At 41.5% G+C, this 24,437-nt stretch carries 23 protein-coding genes; 7 read left to right on the top strand and 16 right to left on the bottom strand.

Annotated features, from left to right (window positions below):
- Nucleotides 1–114: 114 nt before the first annotated feature.
- The 10 genes from argF to ACQKL6_RS09720 form a co-directional block, all read right to left on the bottom strand.
- Nucleotides 115–1,074, bottom strand: coding sequence for an ornithine carbamoyltransferase (argF, locus tag ACQKL6_RS09765; protein WP_402867777.1), 960 nt, complete (start codon nucleotides 1,072–1,074; stop codon nucleotides 115–117).
- Nucleotides 1,071–4,190, bottom strand: coding sequence for a carbamoyl phosphate synthase large subunit (locus tag ACQKL6_RS09760; protein ID WP_403123599.1), 3,120 nt, complete (start codon nucleotides 4,188–4,190; stop codon nucleotides 1,071–1,073). Before ACQKL6_RS09760 ends, argF begins: the two co-directional genes overlap by 4 nt.
- Nucleotides 4,183–5,265, bottom strand: a complete 1,083-nt coding sequence (locus ACQKL6_RS09755; RefSeq protein ID WP_402955850.1) for a carbamoyl phosphate synthase small subunit — start codon at nucleotides 5,263–5,265, stop codon at nucleotides 4,183–4,185. Before ACQKL6_RS09755 ends, ACQKL6_RS09760 begins: the two co-directional genes overlap by 8 nt.
- A gap of 84 nt (nucleotides 5,266–5,349) precedes the next feature.
- Entirely contained in the window at nucleotides 5,350–6,501 is a 1,152-nt protein-coding gene (locus ACQKL6_RS09750) for an acetylornithine transaminase (RefSeq protein WP_402955847.1), read from the bottom strand.
- Nucleotides 6,498–7,304, bottom strand: coding sequence for an acetylglutamate kinase (argB, locus tag ACQKL6_RS09745; RefSeq protein ID WP_402955844.1), 807 nt, complete (start codon nucleotides 7,302–7,304; stop codon nucleotides 6,498–6,500). Before argB ends, ACQKL6_RS09750 begins: the two co-directional genes overlap by 4 nt.
- A complete protein-coding gene (gene argJ / locus ACQKL6_RS09740) occupies nucleotides 7,285–8,517 on the bottom strand; it encodes a bifunctional ornithine acetyltransferase/N-acetylglutamate synthase (protein WP_402867772.1) in 1,233 nt (410 codons plus the stop codon). Before argJ ends, argB begins: the two co-directional genes overlap by 20 nt.
- Nucleotides 8,518–8,536: 19 nt before the next feature.
- Nucleotides 8,537–9,571 carry an N-acetyl-gamma-glutamyl-phosphate reductase gene (argC, locus tag ACQKL6_RS09735; protein WP_402867771.1) on the bottom strand — a complete coding sequence of 345 codons (1,035 nt, stop codon included), beginning with the start codon at nucleotides 9,569–9,571 and terminating at the stop codon, nucleotides 8,537–8,539.
- 478 nt (nucleotides 9,572–10,049) lie between these two features.
- Complete coding sequence (moaA, locus tag ACQKL6_RS09730; RefSeq protein WP_402867770.1) at nucleotides 10,050–11,063, bottom strand: GTP 3',8-cyclase MoaA; 1,014 nt, start codon at nucleotides 11,061–11,063, stop codon at nucleotides 10,050–10,052.
- Between the two features lie 115 nt (nucleotides 11,064–11,178).
- Entirely contained in the window at nucleotides 11,179–11,487 is a 309-nt protein-coding gene (locus ACQKL6_RS09725; RefSeq protein ID WP_402867769.1) for a metal-sulfur cluster assembly factor, read from the bottom strand.
- Nucleotides 11,488–11,599: 112 nt separating this feature from the next.
- A complete protein-coding gene (locus tag ACQKL6_RS09720) occupies nucleotides 11,600–12,388 on the bottom strand; it encodes a prolyl oligopeptidase family serine peptidase (RefSeq protein ID WP_402867768.1) in 789 nt (262 codons plus the stop codon).
- 236 nt (nucleotides 12,389–12,624) lie between these two features.
- Between ACQKL6_RS09720 and ACQKL6_RS09715 the strand changes: the two genes are divergently transcribed.
- The 3 genes from ACQKL6_RS09715 (at nucleotide 12,625) to ACQKL6_RS09705 (ending at nucleotide 13,873) form a co-directional block, all read left to right on the top strand.
- Nucleotides 12,625–13,437 (top strand): Cof-type HAD-IIB family hydrolase, encoded by an 813-nt coding sequence (locus tag ACQKL6_RS09715; protein ID WP_402867767.1) that lies wholly within the window; start codon nucleotides 12,625–12,627, stop codon nucleotides 13,435–13,437.
- A gap of 98 nt (nucleotides 13,438–13,535) precedes the next feature.
- The gene (locus ACQKL6_RS09710; RefSeq protein ID WP_402867766.1) at nucleotides 13,536–13,682 is read left to right on the top strand and encodes a hypothetical protein; all 147 of its coding nucleotides are present in this window, start codon (nucleotides 13,536–13,538) and stop codon (nucleotides 13,680–13,682) included.
- A complete protein-coding gene (locus ACQKL6_RS09705) occupies nucleotides 13,682–13,873 on the top strand; it encodes a DUF3813 domain-containing protein (RefSeq protein WP_402867765.1) in 192 nt (63 codons plus the stop codon). Before ACQKL6_RS09710 ends, ACQKL6_RS09705 begins: the two co-directional genes overlap by 1 nt.
- A 39-nt stretch (nucleotides 13,874–13,912) precedes the next feature.
- On the opposite strand, the gene ACQKL6_RS09700 is transcribed toward ACQKL6_RS09705, so the two are convergent.
- Both ACQKL6_RS09700 and ACQKL6_RS09695 read right to left on the bottom strand, forming a co-directional pair.
- Nucleotides 13,913–14,164 carry a KGG domain-containing protein gene (locus ACQKL6_RS09700; protein WP_402867764.1) on the bottom strand — a complete coding sequence of 84 codons (252 nt, stop codon included), beginning with the start codon at nucleotides 14,162–14,164 and terminating at the stop codon, nucleotides 13,913–13,915.
- A 145-nt stretch (nucleotides 14,165–14,309) separates the two neighbouring features.
- Nucleotides 14,310–15,152 carry a YitT family protein gene (locus tag ACQKL6_RS09695; protein ID WP_402867763.1) on the bottom strand — a complete coding sequence of 281 codons (843 nt, stop codon included), beginning with the start codon at nucleotides 15,150–15,152 and terminating at the stop codon, nucleotides 14,310–14,312.
- Nucleotides 15,153–15,306: 154 nt separating this feature from the next.
- Here ACQKL6_RS09695 and ACQKL6_RS09690 point away from each other — a divergent pair, with 154 nt between their 5' ends.
- The 4 genes from ACQKL6_RS09690 to ACQKL6_RS09675 all read left to right on the top strand — a co-directional run bounded on the left by ACQKL6_RS09690 (nucleotide 15,307) and on the right by ACQKL6_RS09675 (nucleotide 18,115).
- A complete protein-coding gene (locus ACQKL6_RS09690; protein WP_402867762.1) occupies nucleotides 15,307–16,173 on the top strand; it encodes a DegV family protein in 867 nt (288 codons plus the stop codon).
- Between the two features lie 68 nt (nucleotides 16,174–16,241).
- Nucleotides 16,242–16,373 carry a DUF3941 domain-containing protein gene (locus tag ACQKL6_RS09685; protein ID WP_402955841.1) on the top strand — a complete coding sequence of 44 codons (132 nt, stop codon included), beginning with the start codon at nucleotides 16,242–16,244 and terminating at the stop codon, nucleotides 16,371–16,373.
- Nucleotides 16,374–16,499: 126 nt separating this feature from the next.
- On the top strand, nucleotides 16,500–16,991 hold the full coding sequence (locus ACQKL6_RS09680; protein WP_402867760.1) for a YajQ family cyclic di-GMP-binding protein: 492 nt from the start codon (nucleotides 16,500–16,502) through the stop codon (nucleotides 16,989–16,991).
- A gap of 260 nt (nucleotides 16,992–17,251) precedes the next feature.
- Nucleotides 17,252–18,115, top strand: a complete 864-nt coding sequence (locus ACQKL6_RS09675; protein WP_402867759.1) for an SDR family oxidoreductase — start codon at nucleotides 17,252–17,254, stop codon at nucleotides 18,113–18,115.
- A gap of 207 nt (nucleotides 18,116–18,322) precedes the next feature.
- On the opposite strand, the gene ACQKL6_RS09670 is transcribed toward ACQKL6_RS09675, so the two are convergent.
- The 4 genes from ACQKL6_RS09670 to ACQKL6_RS09655 all read right to left on the bottom strand — a co-directional run bounded on the left by ACQKL6_RS09670 (nucleotide 18,323) and on the right by ACQKL6_RS09655 (nucleotide 24,320).
- The gene (locus tag ACQKL6_RS09670; protein ID WP_402867758.1) at nucleotides 18,323–19,366 is read right to left on the bottom strand and encodes a LacI family DNA-binding transcriptional regulator; all 1,044 of its coding nucleotides are present in this window, start codon (nucleotides 19,364–19,366) and stop codon (nucleotides 18,323–18,325) included.
- A 322-nt stretch (nucleotides 19,367–19,688) separates the two neighbouring features.
- Nucleotides 19,689–21,338 carry a glycoside hydrolase family 13 protein gene (locus ACQKL6_RS09665; RefSeq protein ID WP_402867757.1) on the bottom strand — a complete coding sequence of 550 codons (1,650 nt, stop codon included), beginning with the start codon at nucleotides 21,336–21,338 and terminating at the stop codon, nucleotides 19,689–19,691.
- A gap of 75 nt (nucleotides 21,339–21,413) precedes the next feature.
- A complete protein-coding gene (locus ACQKL6_RS09660; RefSeq protein WP_402867756.1) occupies nucleotides 21,414–22,928 on the bottom strand; it encodes an alpha-amylase family glycosyl hydrolase in 1,515 nt (504 codons plus the stop codon).
- 138 nt (nucleotides 22,929–23,066) lie between these two features.
- Nucleotides 23,067–24,320: an extracellular solute-binding protein gene (locus ACQKL6_RS09655; RefSeq protein WP_402991481.1), complete on the bottom strand. Its 1,254-nt coding sequence runs from the start codon at nucleotides 24,318–24,320 to the stop codon at nucleotides 23,067–23,069.
- Nucleotides 24,321–24,437 lie beyond the last annotated feature (117 nt).

Raw genomic sequence — 24,437 nt, 5'->3', positions numbered from 1 at the left:
TTTCCCTATTATTATTGCCACCTTTTTTTCTTTCATGACCGAAAATTTCAAAGGGGAAAAGAGGATGGTGGCAAAAGTAAAAAGCGCCTGCTATAGAGCAGACGCTTAAATTTATTATGATAGTAAATCTACGAGAACCGCCTTTTGGGCATGTAGACGGTTCCCCGCTTGATGGAATACGACCGAATTCGGCCCATCGATGACTTCTGCAGTCACCTCTTCTTCTCTATGAGCAGGTAAGCAATGCATGAATAGATAATCATTCTTTGCATGTTTAACAAGTTCACCGTTGATTTGATAGCCCTTAAACGCTTCTAAACGGATGCTATTCTCAATTTCTTGCCCCATGGAGGTCCATACATCCGAATATACGATATCTGCGTCCTTAATGGCTTCAACCGCTGAGGTCGTAACAGTTACTTCACAATTGTTTTCAGCTGCTACTTCCTTCGCGTAGGCAACGATTTCTTCGTCAGGCTTATACCCCTCCGGACATCCAATCGAGAAATTCATGCCCATTTTAGCGCAACCGACCATCAATGAGTTGGCTACATTATTCCCGTCGCCAATGTAACTCATTTTTAATCCTTTCAATTTCCCTTTCAATTCTATGATGGTCAGGAAGTCCGCCATCACTTGGCTAGGATGTGCAAGGTCAGTCAACCCATTAATAACGGGAATGGTTGCATGATCAGCCAATTCCATGATTTTTTCATGCCCGAAAGTACGAATCATGATACCATCAATGTACTCGGAAAGGACTTTTGCCGTATCGGAAATGGGTTCTCCACGTCCGATTTGCAAGTCATTACTGCTCAAAAATAATGCATGGCCACCTAGCTGTAGCATTCCCACTTCAAAAGAGACCCGGGTACGAGTCGATGATTTTTCAAAAATCATCCCTAATGTCTTACCAGCTAAAGGTTTATATTCCTCGCCCGCTTGTAATTTGGCTTTTATATTTTGCGCCAACTCCAATAAAGCTGCAATTTCCTTTGATGTTGTTTCCTTCATCGTCAAGAAGTCTTTTCCACCCAAGATTTTCGAGTGCGACTGTGCCATCAGTGCATTCATACGTGTGACACCCCTTTCGAATAAGTTAGAAGCCATTCCTGCAATGAGGTAACGCTTGGATCCGCATGCTTCAGTGATTGCAAATACGCTTTAAATGTTTCCTCTTCTGAAAAGGCCAATAGTCTGTATTTGGCTGCTAATAACCGTAACTGCTTATCTTCATCCGTTGCTCCATAAGCCAAGACGACGGCTGCATTGCCTGCCTTTAGCCATTCGTCAAAGTCCGAATGGGTGATTTCCAAGTCGGCATCATGGATTAGCTTAAGTAGTCCTTCGCTTAATTGCGCTGATTTGGCTTGATACACACCTGTCGTATGTTTAGCCTTTTGAGCGTGAAATACTTTCGTTAACGCTTCTATCATGGTTTCCCCGATTGCGATGCCTTCCCCTGTGGACTTCATTTCCGGACCGACTTTTGAATCCAGTCCACTTAAAGCAAAGGTTGAGAATACTGGATATTTAACGACCGAATACGGAATATCTTCCATTAATCCTGTTTTTTCAACCAAATTTGCTAAAGAATATTTCCCAAGCAATATTTTTGTCGCCATTTGCACTAATGGAACGTTCGTGACTTTACTGATGATTGGAATCGTACGGCTAGCACGCGGATTTACTTCCAGTACATATACATCACTGCCATCAATGACGAATTGGATATTCATGAGTCCTTTATATCCAAGCTCTCTCACAAGCTTTTCTGCATAAATGGTCATTTTCCCCTTAATATCATCCGATAAGGACTGTGAAGGCAGTAAAGCCAGGCTATCTCCTGAATGAACCCCTGCTTTTTCAACATGTTCGGCTACGATTGGGATATAAACTTCCTTACCATCCGCAATCAAATCGATTTCTGCTTCCTTACCAGGAATATAAGAATCGATCAATACGGGATACACAAGTTCTGCACCATTTTCGATTCGGTTCAACAAACTTTCCTTTGAACGGATTATTTCCATTCCTTGTCCACCGATGACATAAGACGGACGCAACAGCACAGGGAAGCCGATTGTTTCAGCACTTTCAACGAGCTGTTCCACACTGTCAGCCATTGTTCCTGGGACATGCGGAATGTCCAGCTTTTGTAACAGTTGATAAAAACGATCGCGATCTTCTAACTGATCAAGCATGTCAAATGAAGTACCAAGCAAATTGATTCCGTAGTCTTCCAATCCTTTAGCCAGATTGATAGCCGTCTGACCGCCAAACTGGACAATGACATCCTCAATATTTTCCGCTTCAATGACGTTCAAGACATATTCCAAAGTTAAAGGCTCGAAATACAAACGGTCTGCTGTCGCAAAATCCGTACTGACCGTTTCGGGGTTATTATTGATCATGACCGTTTCCACATTTTCACCTTGAAGGGCATAAACGCCATGAACGGAACAATAATCGAATTCGATGCCTTGACCGATTCGGATTGGCCCGCTGCCAATCATCAGGACTTTTTTCTTATCTGTTTTTTGCTGTTCATTTTCTCCAAAATAAGTCGAATAATGATAGTTCGTATGTGAGTCGAATTCGGCTGCACATGTATCCACCGTCTTGTAAACGGCTGATATGCCCAGTGTTTTACGAAGTGCCCTCACGTCGAATTCACTTATATTCCATACGGAGGCAAGGTAGCGATCTGAAAAGCCCTTCTCCTTGTAAAGCTGCATCTCTTCCTTGTTGACCAATTCAGCAGTCTTGGAAGAGATATCCTTTTCTTTCTCGATTAGCGAAGCGAAAGAGTGAAGGAAATAGTAATCTATAGCGGTTGCTTCATGGATTTCCTCCATCGTCACACCTTTACGAAGCATTTCAAAAATGACAAAGATTCTTTCATCCGATTTCTCGGCAAGCTTTTCCCATAGCTTGGGTACTGACTTATCCTTTAATGACAGGAGCTGAAGCCCGTTTGTCTTTAATTCCAATGAATCAATAGCCTTTTGTACTCCGCCTTCGAAATTGCGATGCAGGGCCATTACTTCTCCTGTCGCTTTCATCTGTGTGCCCAATTTACGGTGTGCCGTCTTGAATTTATCGAATGGCCAACGCGGGAACTTAACTGCTACATAATCCAACGCCGGTTCAAAGCTTGAATACGTGCTCTTCGTTACTGGGTTGATGATTTCCGATAAATGATAGCCCACAGCCAGTTTTGCAGCGATACGGGCAATTGGATACCCGGTCGCTTTGGAAGCCAATGCAGAAGAACGACTGACACGCGGATTCACTTCAATCAAATAATATTGTTTACTGTTAGGATCAAGTGCAAATTGAATATTGCAGCCCCCGATAATCCCTAAAGCGGAAATGATTTTAATAGAGGCAGAACGTAGCATTTGAAACTCATCATCAGACAATGTCTGTGATGGTGCAACCACGATCGAATCACCTGTGTGAATACCGACTGGATCAATATTTTCCATATTACAGATGGTGATGCATGTATTGTTTCCATCACGCATGACCTCGTATTCGACTTCCTTAAAGCCCGCGATGCTTCGTTCAATCAAGCATTGAGTAATCGGGCTTTCCTGAAGACCACCCCGAACAAGTTCTTTGAAAACCTCCATGGATTCTGCGATTCCACCACCGGTTCCGCCTAGTGTGTAGGCTGGTCTGATGATGATGGGAAAGCCAATTTCCTCAGCAAAAGCTACCGCCTCTTCCAAAGTATGGACAATCTTACTGTCCGGCACTGGCTCATCTATTTCAAACATTAGTTGACGGAACAGCTCACGATCTTCTCCCTTTTTGATGGAGTCAATCGGTGTTCCTAGTAATTTGACATTATATTTTTCAAGAATCCCAGCATCATCTAACTGATAGGCAAGATTCAATCCCGTTTGACCGCCTAAAGTGGCAAGCAAGCCATCTGGTTTTTCTTTGGCAATGATTTTTTCCAGTACATCCACCGTCAACGGTTCGAAATAGACGGCGTCCGCGTTCATTTCGTCCGTCATTATGGTTGCCGGATTGTTATTGACAAGAATGACTTTATAGCCTTCCTCTTTTAAGGCGAGGCAGGCTTGTGTTCCTGCATAGTCAAATTCAGCGGCCTGCCCGATGACGATTGGCCCTGAACCAATTACTAATATGGTCTGTATCGTGTTGTCTTTAGGCATATGCTTTTTCTCTCCCGCTATAATCATTTATCATTTGTAAAAAGTCGTGGAACAACAGTGAACTTTCAACCGGTCCTGGATTTGCTTCAGGATGGTATTGAGTTGTGAAAATTGGAAGGTCTTTATGCATAAGGCCCTCAACGGTATGATCATTTACATTACGGAACCGGACTTGAAGCGATGTTCCTTCTAAACTTGGTTCATCCACTTCATAACTATGGTTTTGTGAACTCATATAAACCCTTTTCGTTTTCAAATCGACCACGGGCTGGTTCGCACCTCGGTGCCCAAACAGCATCTTTTTCGTATTGCCCCCAAAAGCAAGTGCGGTCAATTGATGACCTAGGCAAATGCCCATGGTAGGAAAATTCGAAATGATTTTCTTTATATTATCCAACAGATATTCAAGCTGTTTTGGATCCCCAGGCCCATTTGAAAGCAAAATGCCATCCGGTTTCAATTTCACGATCTGTTCGAATTTCGTATCGAAGGGAACGACTGTAACATGGCACCCCTGCTCGATCAATGAAGTTAAAATGGATTTTTTATAGCCAAAGTCCATCAATACAATATGCTTGCCGCCTTCTCCATATTCCTCATATTGTTTCGTGGAAACTACAGCGACATGTGCGGCTATACCATCGAGCTTGGATTCGAAGGTATAGTTTTCATTCATGGAGATCGCCGCTTGCATGGAACCTTCTTGACGGATATTCTTGACGACAGCCCTTGTATCCACATGACTCAATAGAGGAATATTCCATTTATCCAAATACTCAGCAAGTGAATATTCGGCTTGATAATGTGAATGATTCCTAGTGCCTTCATACACAATAACGCCAGCCACATGAGGCTTCTTACTTTCGAAATCGAATGGATTGATTCCGTAATTCCCAATTAAGGGATACGTAAAGATGACGATTTGATCTTTATAGGACGGATCAGTCAATACTTCCTGATATCCGGTCATTCCGGTAAAAAAGACAATCTCTCCAGTAATTGTTTTCTGAGTCGATTTAGTTAACAGATTCCCTTCGAATACAGAACCATTTTCTAAGCATAAATAATTTTTCATGTTTTTCACCTCTTAGGTAGATGATGTATATTTATATACATAGTAGCATAATTATTCATTTCATTCTATAAAAATTCAAATAATTTAGATTATTTGTTTTGTTGCCACTGCACTTTTAATTTTCACGATTGCCTGATCTATTTCTGATTGATTCACCGTAAGCGGTGGAAGCAAGCGAAGTACGTTCGGCCCGGCACTCAATAGAAGTAGACCTGCCTCTTGCATCTCCAATATAAAGCCCTGGACTTCCTGTTTGCATTCAATGCCAATCATCATCCCAAGACCCCGGACTTCTATTACATCGTCAAGATCCTCTAACGCCTTGGTCAATTCACTTTTCAGATACTCAGCTTTTTCCTCTGCTTCTTTTAAGAAATCCGGTTGGAATATTTCAGTTAGAACCGCTTCGGCAGCTGCGACACTCACTGGGTTTCCTCCAAAAGTGGACCCATGGCTTCCAGGACCAAAGAATTCCGCCAATTCCCTTTTACCTATCATTGCCCCGATAGGGAGTCCGTTTCCAAGCCCTTTGGCCGAAGTAAGGATATCTGGCTGGATATCGAAATGAAGGAAAGCGAATGGCTTAGCTGTCCGGCCAATTCCCGTTTGAATTTCATCAACGATAAGAAGGGCTCCATGTTTTTTACATGCGGCAGCAATTGCATCCAAATAAGCTTGCTGAACAACATGAATGCCACCTTCCCCTTGAACGATTTCAATCATGACCGCTGCCGTGTCTCCGTCTACTGCGGCGGCTAAAGCGTCGTTATCATTAAAAGGAACATATTCAAAAGAGTTTAACATCGGGCCGAAACCTTTCTTGATCTTATCTTGCCCGGTTGCTGCCATTGTTGCGAAAGTACGCCCATGAAATGATTGTAAACAAGTGACGATCTTACTTCTCCCTGTCGCTTTACGAGCAAGTTTAATTGCTGCCTCATTTGCTTCCGCACCGCTGTTGGCAAAGAAAACGTGGTCCAATCCCGATGCTTCTGCCAGCATGCCCGCAACCCTTTCCTGTGCAGAGCTCTGGAACATATTCGATACATGCCAATACTTATTCAACTGCTGAGTAACGGCATTCTTCACTTTTTCGTGACAATGACCAAGATTCAGCACTCCAATTCCTGATGTAAAGTCCAGATACTCTTTCCCATTCTTACTCATTAACTTCGTACCGTTCGCTGTTTCTGGTTCTATGTCCCATCTTGCATACGTTGGAAATAAAGAACTCATTTGAATACCCCTTCTTTCTGTAAAAATTTCGTACCGATGAACTGTCCATCCTCGTAGAAGATCTCTTTTCCACTTACAATCATCACTTCTTCGACGCCCTTATTCAACACGGATAATGCAGTCTTTACCTTTGGAATCATTCCTCCATATATACTGCCATCTGTAATTAAATCTTGCGTCTCCGATTCGGTCAGCTTTTCGATGACTTGATGATTCTTCATTACCCCTTTAACATCTGTTACAAATAAACACATGGCCGCCGAAAGGGCTTTCGCCACTGAACCTGCAGCCATATCGGCATTCACATTCAGTTTATTTCCATCTTCTGTAGAGGAGATAGGCGTCAACACTGGGCAGAAGCCTTTGTCGAAAAACAATTCCAATAGTTCTGTATCGACCTGATGAATTTCACCGACAGCCCCTAGTTTTTCTTTATCAATGAACTCACCGGTCAGGATGCCGCCATCCGATCCATTGAGGCCAACTGCTTTGATTCCGTGTTCTTCCAACTTGTGTACAAGGCAACGATTAGATTTACCTGCCAGCATCAGTTCAACCACTTCCAGCACGTCTGATGTCGTTTTTCTTAACCCATCTTCGAATACTGGTTCAATTTCAAATTTCTCAAGCATCGAATTGATATCCGGACCGCCTCCATGAACGAAGACGATTTGATACCCACGGCTTTGTAGTTCTTTTATACTCGTAAAAAATGATTCGGATAACTCATTAATAATGCTGCCGCCGCATTTGATGACTAAAGTGTCCACCCATTCATCCCCCTTATGATCGATAGCTCCCATTAATTTTCACATAATCATAGGTTAAGTCGCAGCCCCATGCCGTACCTGATTCGTTCCCATCTTGTAAATAGACATTAATCGTTATACTCTTATTTTCTAAATAGGCTTTCGCCTCTTCTTCGGAAAACTGTACCGGTTCGCCACCCTTCAGGACTACGATATCACCAAAGGCGATCGTTGTTTGTGTAGGTTGAAAGGCCACTCCGCTTCTTCCCATGGCCGCGATAATGCGACCCCAGTTAGCGTCAGAACCAAACGCTGCGGTTTTCACTAAATTTGAACCCACAATCGTTTTTGCCATCATCTGTGCATCGGTTTTCTCATTCATTCCATGGACATTGACTTCAATTAGCTTCGTAGCCCCTTCTCCATCTTTTGCAATTTGCTTAGCAAGGTTTTCAGATGTCTGTTTCAATAAATTCAAGAAGACGGACCATTCCGGGTGTGCTTTGGATAATGGTTCATTGCCTGCTTCTCCATTTGCCAAAACCAGAACCATATCGTTCGTGGAACTATCACCATCTACCGTGATTTGATTGAAGGTATCGTTGGTTATGCTAGATAACGCCTGCTGTAAATCGGCTGGTTCAATGGCTGCATCCGTCGTAATGAATCCAAGCATCGTAGCCATGTTAGGATGAATCATCCCCGACCCTTTCGCTGCACCGCCCATTTTTACGACCTTGCCGTCAATGACCGCTTCATACCCACAGCTCTTCGTTACGATATCCGTCGTCAAAATAGCGGTACCAAAGTCTTCTGCGGCTTCTGGTGTATCAGCTATCTCGAGTAAATCTATTCCCTTTTTGATTTTTTCCATATCCAAGTACTCACCAATGACTCCCGTTGAAGCAACAGCAAAAGCATGATCTTCCAAGTCAAACTTTTGTGCCGTAAGCTTTCGCATTTCAAGCGCATCCTTTAGCCCTTGCTTTCCAGTGCATGCATTCGCGCAGGCACTATTCACGATGATGCCATGAATTTTGCCGGTGACGGAAATACTGTCTTTCGTCACATCGATTGGGGCCGCCTGAACGACATTCTGTGTATAAACGGCAGCAGCTGAGGCCGTGACGTCCGAAAAAATGACGCCAATATCTTTTTTGGAGTAACGTAAACCTGCATGAACGCCTGACGCTTTAAATCCTTGTGGAATTAAGATGTTTCCTTTTTCAATTTGTTTGATTGTTTCAACTTGCTGTAATGTATTCATTATTTCCCTCCAAGAAATTTTATGGATAAAGCGGGGTGTTCCATAATCCTGTTGTTTCTTCAATCCCCATTAAAAGATTTGCGTTTTGAATGGCCTGCCCAGCAGCGCCTTTCACTAAATTATCAATGACCGAAACAATCGTTGCCCTTCCTGTTCTTTCATCATAAGCAACACCTATATCGCAAAAATTCGAACCATATACTTGTTTTGTAGAAGGAAAGTGATCTAGTGGCTGTATTCGAACAAATGGATGTTTATCATAAATGGTTTCATACAAATCCCTTAATTCGGCCGTTGAAGTTTGCCGGTTTAATTTAACGTACATTGTGGCCATGATCCCTCTCGTCATCGGGACAAGATGGGTATTAAAAGATATCGGCTGTAAATCTTTCGACCAGCGTCCAAGCTGTTGCTCAATTTCCGGTATATGTTGATGCTGGTTCACCTTGTATATTTTGAAATTTTCATTCATTTCACTATAATGCGTTACGACCGAAGGAGACTTCCCTGCCCCGGACACCCCTGATTTTGCATCGATAATGACATCTGAACCTGTAGCCCATCCTTCCGTAAATAAAGGGGCAAGGCCAAGCAATGTAGCGGTGGGGTAACAACCTGGGTTTGCAATAATAGTGGATTGCCTGATTTCCTCGGCATTCCATTCTGCTAGACCGTATATAGCTTTTTCAAGGATGGATTGAGGGGCAGCCTCTTTTTTATACCAACGCTCATATTCTCCTGGAGTTTGAAGCCTGAGGTCCCCTGACAAATCGATTACTTTCAAGTCAAGATCAGAAAATTGCGAAATCAGTTGTGAGGAAACACCTGAAGGCGTAGCGAGAAAAACAATATCAGATTTTTTTGCGATTTTTTCCGGATCAATGGCTTCCAATTTATCTTTCATATGCATTAAATGCGGATTTTCTTCATGGATACTCCGACCAAATTGGGATGAAGTATGCAATGATTCTATTTGTAAATGAGGATGATTAGTCAGGAACCTTATTAGCTCCAATCCACCATATCCTGTAGCTCCGACAATTGAAACGTTCATAAAACCACTCCTATATTCTAGTCCCTGTCATTCTTTGATTCTATTATTATATGATTGAATAAAAATAAAATCAAATGTATTTTTATAAAATTATTAAATTATATACAAAATTCTATCTTTTGCTACTATTCTTTGATATATTTTTTTCCATTCACAGCCCATTTATGAACAACGTCTTTGATTTAACCCTTTCTTGTTGCTAAAATCACCAGTAGTTCATTCATTGCCTTGTTTATTCATTTCACAACCTCCATATCCGTCCCCCGACAACCAGCAATTATATGCCTACAACATGAAAAGGTTGCGGGGATATCGACCGTATCCATCCAATTGTATTGATCCAGGGACCATTTAATATCTTGTTCCATCATATACATGCATAAAACCCGTATAATTTATTCATTAACCAAACGATGCACATACAAAAAAATACGGGATGGCATCTGCCATCCCGTATTTTTAACTTGTCCTTTAAAAATCAACCACCAATAAAGGACATTTCTATTTTTTCTTGTTTTTTCAAAGTGCCCGCTACCCTCTCGTCCGAATAACGGTCATCTCGATGATTCCAAATCGATATGATGTGGTCTGTTAATTCTTCATCCGACATCTCTGAACGAACCAATGACTTCAAGTCATGGCCTTTCCCATTAAATAAGCAAGTATATATGCTACCGTTTGCAGAGAGACGTGCACGCGTGCAACTTGAACAGAATGATTCCGAAACCGACGTGATGAATCCTACTTCAGTTGTTGTTCCTTTATAACGGAAACGCTTAGCAACTTCCCCAAAGTAATCTTCTTCCACAGGTTCCAATTCGAATTCTTGCTGTAGCATCTCGAGCAGTTCCTTTTTCGTTACCACATTTTTTAGTTGCCAACCATTTGTATGGCCAACATCCATATATTCTATATATCGCAGTTGAATGCCTTCCTGTTTGCAAAAACGAGCCATTGGCAGGATTTGAGATTCATTCGTTTCTTTTTTCACCACCATATTGACCTTGACGCCAAGTCCTGCCTTTTTAGCAGCGGCGATGCCTTCCAGAACCGGTTTTATCCCGATATTTCTGCCATTCATCTTTTTAAACAACTCGTCATCCAGACTGTCTAGGCTGATGTTCACTCGTTGTAAACCTGCTGCCTTTAAATCGGCCGCATGCTTCTTCAGGAACACGCCATTGGTGGTCAACCCTATATCTTCTATTCCTTCAATCAAGACAAGTTCGGAAATAAGCGTGGTAAGATTTCTGCGTAACAGCGGTTCCCCGCCCGTCAACCTTAACTTCTTCACACCTAAGTTTGCGAATATTTTAGAGATCCTTATAATTTCTTCATATGATAAAAGCTCGCTCTTCGGGAGGAACTGGAAATTCTCATGAAAAATTTCAGCCGGCATACAATATTGACAACGGAAGTTGCAACGATCGATGACGGAAATTCTCAAATCTCTTAATGGCCTATCTAAAGAATCTTTTATTTGACTGGTCAATTAACCACTCCTAGCCCTCATGTATTAGAAAAAGCCAAGCCAATAAAAAGCTGGTCCACAAAATGCGGATTCACCGTTTTTTGACTGGCTCTCTATTCATTCTTTTACATGGAATTTATTTTATGCCTAATGCGATTTTTGCATATCTGGACATGCGGTCCTTGGACCATGGTGGACTCCACACAATTTGCACGTCCGTTTCTTTCACTTCCGGAATATCTTCAAGCACCAATTTCACTTGATCGACGATTGTACCAGCTAATGGGCAGCCCATAGCCGTCAAGGTCATCTTCACAGTCGTTAGTCCTGCCTCGTCCATATCCACATCATATACCAAGCCCAGATTGACGATATCTATTCCAAGCTCCGGGTCAATAACCTGTTCCAAAGCTCCCATAATAATGTCTTTTGTATCTTGATCCATCCTAATCACTCCTTTTATAATCAATTATCCCCGTCATTCATACCGGGTGCTGATAGTTAAAACGGTTTACACTATCTACATATTAGAATCATAACAGATTTTTCGCGTTCCATTAAGCTTTTTGTATAGTTGGCAATAAATGTTTCTCAAACCAGTTCGCCGTTTGAAGCACACCTTCTCTGCTTACCTTATGAGATGCTTTCTTGTCGAGAATGAAATTAATTCTATTATCCCCTTCATTATAACTTGATTTAACCTCTTCATAAAAGCGATATGCATATTGATAAGGAACCACATGATCTTTTGCTCCATGCCAAAACAATAGTGGCCGATTAGCGAGCCTGTCGGGATTCAAGCTTAGGTCAAATGGTTTAAGTTGTGCAATCGCTTGTGTGATTTCCTCTTCCGATAGGGGAAAGCTAATCTCCCTTTTTTTCATTTCCCCTATTTGAAGCTCGGCAAACGAAACATATGAAGGGTTCCCCATCAAGCTCACGCCCGCCGATAACCAATCATAAGTCGCTAACGCCCCATTGGTCACAATCCCACCCATTGAGCTGCCGGCTATGCCAATCCTTTTAGGATCGATTAATTTACGGGAAAGTAAATCATCTTTAAGTAGGGGCAACTCTTTGATGCTCTGTAATACCATTTCCCAAAAACGAGGCATCAACTCGGATTCGCTTTCCCCCGTTTCCCTCTCTCCATGGTAGACAACATCGGGAAGAATCACGCGAAAGCCCTTTTCAGCCATTAAATACGCATAATGGAGATTGTGTTCCTTTGCACTCTGAAATCCGTGTATAAAAATGACTAGCGGCAGTTCCTTATTGAAAATGGACCGTTCGCTAACATGTAAAACGGGAATGTGCCCTATTACTTCTTTTTCGATGATAACCAATTCGACCCCTCCGAATCATTCATGTTATAATGCTGATTGTCCCTAAATGGAACAACCAAAATTTTATTAAAAAACCTATTTAAGTAAGTCGTATAATCTCGGGATTATTATAACCCTTTCATTTAGTAATATCATACAAGAATGCATAAAGAATGAAAAACATTTACAATTTCAGTACACTAAACTTAACAATATTCGCCTATAATAAAATCAAAAAAGAACAGAAGGTGCCATAGATGAATGACAAGCATTTAATTGTATTGGATCTTGATGGAACATTACTTACTGATAAAAAATCCATTTCCCCCCGCACTAAACAGACCCTTTTAAAACTGAAAGAGGATGGACATGAAGTCATGATTGCGACAGGCCGTCCCTACCGCTCAAGCGAACTCTATTATCGTGAGTTGGGATTGACAACGCCTATCGTCAATTTCAATGGTGCCTTTGTCCACCATCCCTTGCAGACAAGCTGGGGGACGTATCATTCACCTCTCGACATCAAGATTGCAAAAGAGATAGTCGAGGCCTGTGACCAATTTAGCTATCATAACATCATTGCAGAGGTTAGGGATGATTTATATGTCCATTATCATGACGAAAAATTGATGAATATGTTCAATGTAGGGAATCCAAAAATGACTAGCGGGGACCTGCGGAACTACCTAAACGATTCGCCTACTTCGATGCTCATCCATACAGATAGCGAATATGTCGGGCAAATTCGGCAGCATCTATCGGATGTCCATGCTGAATTGGTTGATCACCGACGTTGGTCAGAGCCCTTTCACATCATCGAAATCATAAAAAGTGGATTAAGCAAGGCTGTCGGGCTTCAGCGTGTATCCAATTACCTGGACATTCCAAAAGACCGGATCATCGCATTCGGAGATGAGGACAATGACTTGGAAATGCTTGACTATGCAGGAACAGGTGTCGCCATGGGTAATGCTATAGAATTAGTGAAAAACGTAGCCAACACGACCACCTTGACCAATGAGGAGGACGGCATTGCCATTTTCCTTGAGGAAAAATTCAATCTGAAATAACACATTTATTTCCTTCATAAATTCCATTCATTGAGCCACACTACTAGGGACAACATCAAACATCGTTGTCAAAAAGCTCAGATTCGGAGGAGATAATAATGGGAACAAAATCAAAACGTTTTGTACAGCAAGGCAAAGAAAGTGTTGCCAAACACGCTGAAAAAATCCCTTATCACACTACGTATGCAGAGGCTGAAAAAGACAGATTACGCATTATGTCAGAACAAAGCTATGGTGGCTTCTAATGGGAAACAAATTATTCCAGATCGCTCGGGACTTTGTTGAAGAAGCTCTCCACTCTGAGCCTGGTGGCGACCAGCAAAAAACTGTAGAAATCGCCAAAAATGCTCTTTCTTCGGCTAATGCCAATACGAATAATGCCGAAAAAGAACAGTTGCGTGAACTTCAGGAAAAGTTGGAAAACCATCTAAAGTAAAAAGGAAAAGCCTCCAGGATCCTGGAGGCTTTTCTCTATTTAACCGTTATTTCCTGTTGTTCCGCCTTTTTTACCGATTTCTTTATAAAAACTTTTATCATGAGAATCGGATGTGGCTTCTCCGCCCTTTTGACCAATTTCCTGATAAAACTCTTTGTTGTGATTATCTGAGGTGGCTTCTCCGCCTTTGCGTCCAATCTCTTGGTAGAAGTCCTTATCGTGATTGTTCGAAGTGGCTTCCCCGCCTTTGCGTCCAGCTTCTTCCCTACTCATCTTTTCATTCTTAGCCATTGTTCATCACTCCTTCAACAAGATTTATTGGCGATACGCTAGTACATTAGCCGTTTGGGATAAGCCTCAAACGTAAAACACCAATATTTATCCATTTGTCAATGAAGTGTAACAGTATTGAAAAATATGGTAAAAATCCTACTGTTCATTCCCTTCGGAACGTACCAACGATTCCCGACGTTTCAATAATGTTGGTGAAGGCATGGGGATCGACTTCTTGAATAATCCTCTCCAAATCATACAATTCATACCGAGTAATGACGATCATTAACATTTCCTTACTTTCATTGGTGAAAGCTCCTTTAGCAGGGAGCCTTGTAATGCCGCGAACCAATTTAGCATGGATGGCTTGCTTCAGTTCCTCGCTTTGCTTCGTTATGATCATGGCTGTCAACTTTTCATGGCGAGTATGTATAGCATCCACCACTCGTGTTGAAGTATAAAGCGTAACGAGGGTATACAAGGCCTTTTCAGGTCCATATACCGCTCCGGCTGTGACGATGATGATTCCATTCAAAAGAAATAAGTAAGTTCCTACAGGCTTGTCCTTCTTGCGTGATAAAAGCATGGCGATAATATCCATACCACCTGTCGATGCCCCGAATTTCAATGTAATCCCTACTCCGACCGCAGCGATCACACCACCAAACACAGCATTCAACAAAATGTCTGGGGACCATCGTGTTAGCGGGATGATTTCCATAAATAAACTCATTAATATAACACTGAGGAAGCTATAAAAAGTGAAGGACTTCCCAACCTTCCTCCATGCAAGAATAGTGACTGGAATATTCAATAGAAAGAGTAAGATACCAGTCGATACATTAAATGGTGCAAAGGATCCAATAATACTTGATAATAACTGCGCTACCCCTGTGAATCCACTTGCATAAACATTTGCTGGAATCAGAAAAAAGTTCATTGCAACAGCATTCAGTAATGCACCAATTATGACAATTAGAATTTTCTTTATTTCATTACCATACAACCAAAAAACCTCCAATATATTCTATTTTTAGTGGCCAATTCCCCTTATTTTCTCTTTCTATAGTCGTAGTGATTGAAATTTCACCGTTACATGCTAAACTAAATAGAGTAAAACTCACATTTACTAAAATATGTAAAAAGAAAGCGGGTGTATTATGGCTATCACGATTCTTGCGGATAGTGCATGTGACTTGCCATTGTCTTTCTATCAAGAAAACAATGTAACATTGATCCCCCTACAAGTTCATTTGGATGGGCAAAATTATGAAGACATCGTTACCATTAATTCTAAGGAGATTTTTCAAGCCATGCTTGATGGTAAGGCTCCAAAAACTTCACAAGTTTCTCCGGAACATTTCTTGGAAATATTCACGGAGTTTGCCAAAGAAAAAAAACAGGGCATTTATATTGCCTTTTCCTCTGAACTATCCGGAACGTACCAAACAGCCGTTATGATTCATAACCAGGTGAAGGAAGAATACCCTGATTTGGACATAGAGATCATTAACTCGAAATGCGCATCATTAGGCATTGGCATGGTCGTTGAACAAGCTGCCAAGTTAGCTCAGAGTGGAGCTTCTAAAGAAGAAATTTTAACACATATAAATTTCCTCCTCAAGCACATGGAACACCTATTCACGGTAGGTGACCTTGAATACTTGGCGCGTGGTGGACGTATATCCAAAACATCTGCCCTTGTTGGCGGGTTATTAAACATTAAACCGCTACTAAATGTGGAGGATGGAAAACTCGTTCCTCTTGAGAAGATTCGCGGCAAAAAGAAATTAGTGAAAAGAGCGATGGAATTAATGCATGAGCGTGGCATAAATCTATCTACTCAAACAATTGGTATTGTTCACGGCGATGACGAAGAATCCGCATTGGAATGGAAAGAAGTGATTCAACATGAATTTGGTACGACAAATTTCATGATCCATTCAATCGGTTCAGTAATCGGGGCACATACCGGTCCTGGTACTGTAGGTATCTTCTTCTTAAACGATACCCCTGCGAAATCATAAATATGCATACTCCCTCTTATAATTGCGAACAATACATATTGATCATGATTATGAAGGGAGTTTTTATTATGTCACACACTAAAGATAACAATAAAAGACCCGAAGATAACCAAGCGAGAAACGCCGAAAAAAACATGGCCTATCAGGAAAATCTTAAAGCGGGAAAACATTCCTACTCCAAAAAAACAGATCATAAATAACGGGGGACATCCCCCGTTTTTTCCTGTATCCCCTTGACAAAGTCCACTTGCTTAACAGAATGAATGGTTGTCTTCCTTACCTATCTTCTCTATAATAAAAGAAATAAAACCTGCTGGAGGTAAGTAATGGCAAAGGAAAATTCATTCGATATAGTATCCAAAGTAGATTTTTCGGAAGTGACAAATGCTGTAACCATGGCAATGAAAGAAATACAAACGCGCTATGATTTCAAGGGCAGCTTAAGTACGATTTCCATCGATAAGGAAGACCTCGTTTTGGTTTCTGATGACGAGTATAAACTTGATCAATTAAAAGATGTTTTAATCAGTAAACTTATAAAGCGTGGGGTTCCCGTCAAAAACCTCGATTACGGGAAAATAGAAGGGGCTTCCGGCGGTACTGTCCGTCAACGCGCTAAACTCATTCAAGGTATTGATAAAGAACAAGCAAAGAAAATCAACACCATCATTAAAAACAGTGGGTTAAAAGTCAAAAGTCAAATTCAGGACGACCAAATTCGCGTTACCGGAAAAAACAGGGATGACCTGCAAGGCATCATCTCTGCCATCCGTGGTGCTGAATTATCAATTGATGTACAATTCCTAAATTACCGCTAAACTAGTAAGCCCACCCTGATAGGTGGGCTTTTTTCATTTAGTTGAAGGCACAAGGTGCCCGTTTCCCCATGCCTATTTCCCCCTCCATTCCTCCCCATACACCCTATCTGGATATCTCACACATAACGCCTTCACATTTCCTGTTATTCAAACCAATGTATCGATTCCAAGGAGTTGTGAGATGCTATTCTTGCTCTTATGTTTAAGCAATTCAAAAATAAGGAATATAAAAAATACAATAAAATATAGGAGGGGTAATCATGACAAACCAAAATAAACAAGGGTTTCCACCACAACATCAACAACATCAACCCGGAGTAGAAACGAAGATGGATCCGAATCCTGAGTCTGTAAAATCGGAATATAAAGGTAGTGGGAAATTAAAAGGAAAAACAGCGATTGTAACCGGCGGAGATAGCGGCATTGGTAAATCGGTCGCCATCTATTATGCGAAAGAAGGAGCCAATGTAGTTGTAGCCTACTTGGATGAACACGAAGATGCAAAGAAAACTAAGGAATTAATCGAACAAGAAGGACAAAAATGCTTGCTACTTGCAGGGGATATCGGTGATGAAACGTTTTGTCAGGATATCGTCAAGCAAACAATTGAAGAATTCGGCGGGTTGGATATCCTTGTCAACAATGCCGGCGAACAGCATGTGCAAGAAAGCCTTCTCGACATATCAGCCGAGCAGTTGGAAAAAACATTCCGAACTAATATCTTTTCCATGTTCCACTTAACGAAAGCCGCCTTGAAGCACTTGAAAAAAGGGAGCAGCATCATCAATACAACCTCAATCACAGCCTACCAGGGTAACCCAAAGCTAATCGATTACTCATCAACTAAAGGCGCCATTTTAGCCTTTACACGCGCTCTTTCGAATTCCATTTCAAAAGATGGCATTCGAGTGAATGGTGTAGCGCCAGGTCCTATCTGGACACCGCTTATTCCTGCTTCATTCGGTGAAGAAGATGTGGCCAAATTCGGACAAAATACACCTATGGGCCGAGCAGGACAGCCGGAGGAATTGGCACCTGCCTATGTATATCTAGCAAGTGATGATTCCTCTTACGTCAGTGGACAAGTCATCCATGTCAATGGCGGTTCAGTGGTAAACGGTTAATAAAGTAAGATCCAGGGCAGCGGATTCCATTTAGGAGATCCGTTGCTTTTTTCGTTCTAAGGAAGGATTTAGAGAGTATCCATTTCCTGATAAAGTGCTTGTAGAAACATAACTTGGACAGACTGGAACCGGTTTCCGTTCAATCAAAAGCGTCCTCAATACCAGGAAATTCATAAAGGAGCATTGTGACACACAATGCTCTTCCCTTTAATAATTCATGACCAACGATTCTTGCTTTAAAGGTCGGCAGGAACTTCTTTCCACAAACTGATGGGGTATGATGATTCCCCCCGGCTCTGCTCCCTTTTGTAACTTTTGGATGATCGATTTGGCTGCCTGATAACCCAGATCAAAAATGTTAATATCGACAGAAGTTAGGGCAGGTAGTGACATTTCAGTGAAAAGAACGTTATTAAAGCTGACAATTGATATCTCTTCAGGAGTGCGTATGCCCATCTCCCTTAGTGAATGGACAAGTCCAAGTGCCATTAAGTCATCACTGACGATTAAAGCGGTCGGAGGTTCCTTAATGGATAGCAACCTATTTGCTACTTCCAGTTCCCCATTATGTACAAAGTTCTCAAGTATCGTATATTCACTTCTTGGAACGATCCCAGCCCGTTTTAATGCCCGTTCGTATCCAGATAGGCGATCGAGTGTCATCACAGACTTTATATCCCCACCGATGAAACCGATTCTTTCATGCCCCAATTGGATTAGATAATCTGAGGCCTGTTCAGCCGCCAAGACGTTATCATTATCCACATATGATATTTCCTCGATAAAATCGTACGGCTTTCCAATCATGACAAATGGAAAATCCCTTGATCGCAAATAAGTAAGGATATGATCATTCATCCTTGAATACATCAGGACGATACCATCTACCATCCCCCCCTGGACCATATTCACGATTCCTTCATAAATCTCATTCTCCGTTTTTCCCGTGCTTAGCAATAGCGAATATTGTTTTTCCTGAGCCCCTTCGCTAAGTCCTTGCAAGATTGTTGAGAAAAATGGATTTTGATATATGACATTCGATGAACTTGGTAAGACCAACCCTATAATTTTCGTTGATTGGTTTGCTAGGCTGCGGGCAATGAAATTTGGGTGATATCCCAATTTCTCCATCGCTTTACGCACGCGCACTTTCGTTTTCTCGCTAATTCGAGGATTATTTGCAATCACTCGAGAAACTGTTGAAGGTGCTACATTCGCCAGTTGAGCTACATCTTTAATCGTAATAGCCATGCATTTCCCGTCTCCCCTCATCGTATTACAGACTTTTTGGACAACTTCGTGTAAAGTCAATAAATACTTTTCCAATATATTAAATAAATATACAATTATATGTATCTATCATACACTCAACTCAATGCTTATATCCATTACTTTTTTTAAATTTTCTATTTTTTTCAGAAAATATCAGTTTTTAGAGTCAGCCTTCACTTTTATCATAAAAAAGAGAGTTGATTTTAAATCAACTCCTTCATTGAAACGTATGATTTGTTTAGAGAAGAGGACAGAAGTCAGACGACTAACTACAGTAGCACCAACGGCTACATAGCTTCAACTAATGATGGTAGACCCTCACCTCGTAAGGACGCAAATGAATCTCACATTCGTCTTCCACATTGTCATAATTGCCCAGTAACAGTTCCATATTCCCCCAATCAGATATATCGATGGAATGGTGATTCGTACTGAAATTGCATATGACTTTCACTGATTCACTATTCATTTTTCTTGTATAAATATAAAGTTCACAATGATTTTCCCATAATAAATCATATTCTCCATAAACTAAAACCTGGTACTTCTTACGGAGATTAATCATCTTTTTGTAAAAATGGTAGATGGATGAAGGATTATTCCTTTGCTCTTCCACATTGATTGCACGGTAATTGGAATTTGCTTTCATCCAGGGTGTTCCTTCTGTAAACCCTCCATGCTCCGTATCATTCCATTGCATGGGTGTACGTGAATTGTCCCGACCGTTATGCCAAATGATCTGCATGATTTCATCATGTGAACGTCCCTTGGAGGTTTCAATATGATAAAAGTTTTTCATGCCAATGTCATCATAATCATCGATAGAGTCGAATTGTACGTTTGTCATCCCAATTTCCTGCCCTTGATAAATGAATGGTGTCCCTTGCATAAAAAAGTACAATGCACCAATCATTTTCGCACTCTCCAACCAATATTGATGATCATTTCCCCAAGTGGACACACTTCTCGGCTGGTCATGGTTTTCAAAAAACAAAGCATTCCAGCCTTTATTCTGAAGTCCCTTTTGCCATTTTGTCATGGTCCTTTTCAGTTCATAGACGTCGACATGATGATCATGTCCCCGATTCCATAGGCCCAGATGTTCGAATTGAAAAATCATATTGAACTTACCGTTTTCTTCCCCGACCCAATCATCCGCTTGTTCAATCCTTACGCCATTGGCTTCACCAACCGTCATGATATCATACTTCGCAAAAGTTTCTTCCTTAAGCTCTTGAAGGTAATCCAATATCCCTTCCTGATTGGTATGCATCTCAAACGCAGGGACATATTGATGCCAATACGGATTGGGCATATCCGGCAACCCCTCACGCTTGTGAATATGGGTGATGGCATCAATCCGGAAACCATCGATGCCCTTATCCAACCACCATGTCACCATGCTGTATAGAGCCTGCCGGACTTCTTTACATTCCCAGTTTAAGTCCGGTTGTTTCTCTGCGAATAAATGTAAGTAGAATTGTTTCGACCTTTCATCGAATTTCCAGGCACTTCCTGAGAATATACTTTCCCAATTGTTAGGTTCCCTACCATCCTTGCCGTCTCTCCAAATATACCAGTCTCGTTTCGGGTTATCCTTTGAAGAACGCGACTCCACGAACCAGGGATGCTCATCACTAGTGTGGTTAAGCACCAAGTCAAGAATCACCCTCATGCCACGTCGGTGTACATCGTCCAGCAATTGTTCCAGGTCCTCCATCGTGCCGAATTCTTCTGAAACCGATTGGTAATCACTGATATCATATCCATTATCTGCGTTGGGGGACTTATAAAACGGGCTAATCCAAATGACATCGATCCCAAGTTCCTGCAAGTAATCCAGTTTGGAGATCAATCCCCTTAAGTCCCCCACTCCATCTCCATTGCTATCCATGAAACTGCGGGGGTAAACTTGATAACAAACAGCCTCTTTCCACCAGGTTTTGCTCATGCTGTAGCCTCCCGTTTCTGTATTCCACAAAGCCAAGGGACATTGTTTTGCAGCCAAAAATCGAGAGGTACATGGTTAGTTTACTTGATTCCTTTTTGAACGTTTAATGACCAAAGCAATGAAAATGGCAAAAATGACAAGGACCAACCCGATAATGATCAAATAGGGAGTATTGATGGTCGATTTAGATGCAAGAGTGTAGACTTCCGTTGACTCCCTGTCGATTACGATCGAGTAGCCATTATCCTTACTACGAACCAAATCTCCATTCAGCATACCTCTCAACTCTTTGTTCTCATCAAGATCCTTTTCACTGAGATTAATCGTTTGCGTTTTGGTTGTATTATTCATGGCCACCACCATTGTTTCGTCGCCATACACACGTTTAAAAACCGCCGTACCGCCCTTTTGGTACAAAGGCTCCATATCCCCTTTTGATAATGCAGGGTACATCTCCCGAAGATCGGAAAGCTTGGTGATATACTCCACTAGCTCTTGCTCTGTCTTAAAATTCATCAATTGATGATTGGTCGGTGCTTCATCACCATTAAGGGCGATTTCCGATCCATACATCACGATGGGTACACCTGGAGTGGTATACATATAGGATAAGGCCATTTTCCATCTTGCCCCAGGGTTTTCATTATGATCGGCAGCATCCTTGGTGAAACGGGGCATATTCTGGGTATCCATGAATAAAGCCTGTGTACCGCTCGTTCCGATAGCATTGAAAACAGGTGCCAGATCCTGATCCGGTGCAGCGAATGCTTTTCTCAGTTCAGCATTTTGTGGGTAATCCATGAAAGCATCGATTCCCGTTTCCTCATATCCTTTTATCAAATCCTCATTGCCTTGGACATCGCCAATTGTATAGAAGTTTGATTTTTCAGACTTGACTGTTTCAACAAACTCCTTCCAAAAGTCCTTTGGAACGTGTTGAACTTGATTTAGTCGATACCCATCAATATCCGTTTCTGCAATCCACGACTTGGCAACATCCAACAAATATTCCCGAGTTTCCTGGTTATCTTGATTTAAGTCCGGCAGGCCATTCACCCAGCCGTTTTCCATGTTCTGCTGATTGCTATCCTTGGAAATGTCCTTTTTTTCGTGAAACCAGTCTTTTTTATCAGGTTCGTTTAGCCAAGAATGATTCTTCCCCACCTGATTAACCTGAAAATCAACAATAACTTTCATCTCACGGCTATGGGCCTCATCCACGAGCTTCTTGAATTCTTGTTTCGTACCATAATGTTCATCCGTTTTATAAAAATCCTTCACCCATTCCCCGTGGTAGCCATTATCTTCATTAGCAAAAATAGGTGATAGGATGATAGCGGTATACCCCATATCTTTAAGGTAATTTAACTTGTTCGTGACTCCTTCGAAATCTCCTCCATTAAAAGCTGAAGGATTCAATACATCTGCATCCCCATTGTTTTTAGGATTTCCATCAAAAAATCTGTCTATCATCAATGAGTATGCGATTTCATCCTTCCATGTTCGTTGTTCTTTTTCAGCTGCTCCTACAGGAATGGCGTAAAAAAGAAGCAACGGAATTAAAGCGAGTGATAACACCCTTTTTTTCATATCCGCTCTCCTCCTAGCTATCTCTTTACGCCTTTAAGATTAGCGTTTTGCCCTCTTGACGTCAAATCCATATTATAAAATTTTTTACACAAAAGAGATAAAATGGAGAGCGGTTGAAAGTGGGGCATATTTGCCGTTTCATTCCTCCTGGTAACTTTTTTCGATCTTCTTTACGGCTTCATCCAAAGCGGCTTTCGGTTTGGCTTTAATCGCCGTTATGTCCTGCATCGCGGAATTCATCGGTCCCCAGACTTTATTCATTTCTGGAATATTCGGTATCGGTTCTGCGTATTGTAATTGTATGGCGATGGCTTGTGCCCTTTCACTATCTTTTATTGCCTCATGCCCTTTGATTGTTTTTATAGGGGAGATTTCTCCCGTTCGTTCAAAACGGAGCACTGCATTTTTTTCATTTGATACATATTCCACAAATTTTGTAGACCAATAGGGATATTTGGTGAATGCGGTAATATGCCAGCCCTGTATTTCCATGATTGTTTTCATTGGCTTTCCATTTGGCAATTGGGGCATCGGAGCGACGCCGACATTCTTCCCGTCCATCCATGCAGTTTTTGAACTCATGATGGAGGCTACCTTCCCCTCCCTAAACATTTTTTCCATATCTTCTTTGTCACCCTCAGGGATGGCACTCGCTTTATACCATTTTTGAATGAATTGCGCACCTTTCACTGCACCTTCATTGTTCAATCCTATATCCAAAGGATTTATTTTCTTCTTATCCCGATCGAATACATACCCTCCCATTCCCGTCATAATTCCATATGCATCATAGAAATCGTTCCATTCAGCCGCAAATCCATACTCCTTACCTGCGCTAGCCTTTTTTGCTTTTTTATACAATTCATTCATCGTGTCCGGGACCTTCGGCATCATCTTCTCGTTATACACCAAAACGGAAGTAACAGCAGACTTGGGCAGCCCAAATAGTTTTCCCTGATACATTTCGGCGAATATGGAAGCTTCTAAAAAGGCATCTGTAACTTCATCATTCACCTTGATTTCCTGTATCAGTCCCTCCTCCACTAGCTGACCTATTTTTTCATGGGTAAGTGTCACGATATCCGGGGATGTCCCGATAGGCCCATTTCGGCGTAATTGTGTGTACATCCCATCGTTCACTTTTTGCTCTTTATATTCCACTTTGATTCCATATTCTTTTTCGAATTCCTTCAGGATCGGTTTTAGGGCTTCCCCTTTATTCTCCTCTTCCCAAACAATCAGTTTTTCCGGCTTTTTTTCATTCGTGGTTTCTTTTTCTCGCGGCATCCTTTCCTTCACCACTTCATTTTCCTTATCTGTATTGGCATCACAAGCACTTCCGATAGCGATAAAGATGAGGGACATGAGTAAATAGATCATCAACTTCTTCACTTTTATTCTCCTTTTAAAAATGTTTGATTCTATCATGTCCCAAAGCTTCGAATTGTTTACACCACCGTTAGAAAATCGAAAGGAAAGAACGTGGATTCACGATGAAAACGATATCAA

Origin of the sequence: Peribacillus sp. NPDC097197 (assembly GCF_050278025.1) — a bacterium.
Lineage (GTDB): Bacteria > Bacillota > Bacilli > Bacillales > DSM-1321 > Peribacillus.
The sequence above is the reverse complement of the archived record's forward strand: the minus strand, read 5'-3'. Positions and strand labels throughout refer to the sequence as shown.